This window comes from Nostoc sp. XA010, from assembly GCF_020829625.1.
Classification (GTDB): Bacteria; Cyanobacteriota; Cyanobacteriia; order Cyanobacteriales; family Nostocaceae; genus Nostoc.
In genome coordinates, this window is the sequence record NZ_JAIVFX010000136.1 from 1 (window position 1) to 2054 (window position 2054).

Annotated in this window: 2 protein-coding genes; one reads left to right on the top strand and one right to left on the bottom strand. The window is 39.1% G+C overall.

Annotated elements, in window-relative coordinates; genetic code table 11:
* The first annotated feature begins 200 nt into the window (after positions 1-200).
* Complete coding sequence (nadC, locus tag LC608_RS36715) at positions 201-1067, top strand: carboxylating nicotinate-nucleotide diphosphorylase (RefSeq protein WP_229558189.1); 867 nt, start codon at positions 201-203, stop codon at positions 1065-1067.
* 210 nt (positions 1068-1277) lie between these two features.
* Here nadC and LC608_RS36720 read toward each other — a convergent pair whose 3' ends face one another.
* Positions 1278-1715 carry an ATP-binding protein gene (locus LC608_RS36720; protein WP_308189989.1) on the bottom strand — a complete coding sequence of 146 codons (438 nt, stop codon included), beginning with the start codon at positions 1713-1715 and terminating at the stop codon, positions 1278-1280.
* Between the last annotated feature and the right edge of the window lie 339 nt (positions 1716-2054).

Sequence of the window (2054 nt, forward strand, 5' to 3'; positions counted from 1 at the left end):
TTTCAAGGTTCGGTTCACCTTTTAGCGTCGCTTCTCTTCGCTTCGCTTCAGGCACTTATTCAATATAACGAACCTAATTAATTGTGTCAACTATTTTTCCAAAAATCTTTTGGACCGCTTCTGATTCTCTATCAAAGCCTTGAAGGGTAAGGGTTTTAGGCTATAGTATTCCTGGAAGTCTCTAAGAAAGCAATAAATTTGTGACCAATTCTGCTGTTTTGCCGCCTTGGCTGGTTTTAGATCCTCTGTTACATAGCTGGTTGCTGGAGGATATTGGCAGGGGCGATCGCACTACTAATTCTCTACTTGTACAAGATGTGACCCTTGGCTCGGCTAGATGGATTTCTAAAGGTTCTGGGATTATTTCTGGCTTACCTGTTGCTGCTAGGGTGTTTCAGATTTTGAATGAAAAAGTCGGCTTTGTGGCGGTTTCGGCTGAAGGTACATGGTGTGAGCCAGGACAAGTAGTAGCTGAAATTCATGGTTCGCTGGATGCGCTGCTGATGGGGGAAAGAGTTGCGCTCAATTTGGCTATGCGGTTGAGTGGGATTGCTACGCTGACTAATATATATGTAGAGAGAATTGCTGATTTACCTTGTCAGTTGGTGGATACGCGTAAAACGACGCCAGGGCTGAGACTCTTGGAAAAGTACGCGACTGCTTTGGGTGGGGCGATTAATCACCGTATGGGGTTAGATGATGCGGTGATGATTAAGGATAATCACATTGCGGCTGCTGGGGGAATTGGAGAAGCTGTTACCCGTATTCGTTCTCAAATTCCTTATCCCTTGACTATAGAGGTGGAAACGGAAAGTTTAGAGCAGGTCAAAGAAGCTTTACAGGACAATGCTGACATTATTATGTTGGACAATATGCCTTTGGATATGATGTGTCAGGCAGTGCAGTTGATTCGTCAGCAGGATAGCCGGGTGAAAATAGAAGCTTCTGGGAATGTGACTTTGGAAACTATTCGCGGTGTAGCAGAGACCGGTGTTGACTATATTTCTAGCAGTGCGCCGATTACTCAGTCGAAGTGGTTGGATTTGAGTATGAAGATTCAACTTTAAGCTCGGCTTTATTCAAAATTAACAACTCGGGTTTCTTTATTTAGCAAAAACTTTGACTTCTGGCAAATAGTTTTTCACGTCATAGCTCATCGATAAAGTTAAAAAGCAAAACTAGCGTCCCACAGAGATTTCAGTGATAGAGTCCGTGCAATCATACCACAGGAGTATCACACTGCAAAAAAAATGGATAAAGTCAAGATTAAATCCTGTTTAAATTGGAATTTCGATCCAAAATTCTTTGCCTTTTCCTGGTTCTGATAGACAATTCAAACTTCCACCATATTTTTCTACTACAATTTGGTAGCTAATTGACAGTCCTAGCCCTGTTCCTTTACCTACATGTTTTGTTGTCAAAAGGGGATCAAATAATCGGTTTCTAATATCTTCCTCTATTCCTAACCCATTATCAGCAATTCGGATTACAACAAATTTACTGTCTAAAATTTCAGTACGAATTGTAATTTGCGGTTTATCAATTGTTTTTAAATTGACCATCGATTCTTCTAAAGCATCAATTGCATTGGTCAAAATATTTATAAATACTTGATTAACCTGCCCAGTAAAGCAATAAAATAAGGGCAAATTGCCATATTCTTTAATAATAGATATATCTAGCCAAATACCATTATTTTTCCAACGATGATGCAAAATTAATAATGTATTATCAATTCCTTAATGAATGTCAACTAATTTTTTATCTGCTTCATCATGACGGGAAAAATTTCGCAATCCCAAAACAGTTTCACGGATACGATTAGTACCCATATTCATTGAAGACAGGAGTTTATAAAGGCCATCGGTAATAAATTTTAAATCAATTTTTTCAGCAAAATCTTGAATTTCTGTCTGGGGGTTGGGATCAGGGCTATTTCATTCTAAAGGAAGGTGCAATATGGTATAATCCAGCGCAAATTCTAGCTTCTTGCTCCTACTACTGTGTCTGAAATCGAAATTATAAAAGCTTTTGCAGATATAAAAGACCCGCGT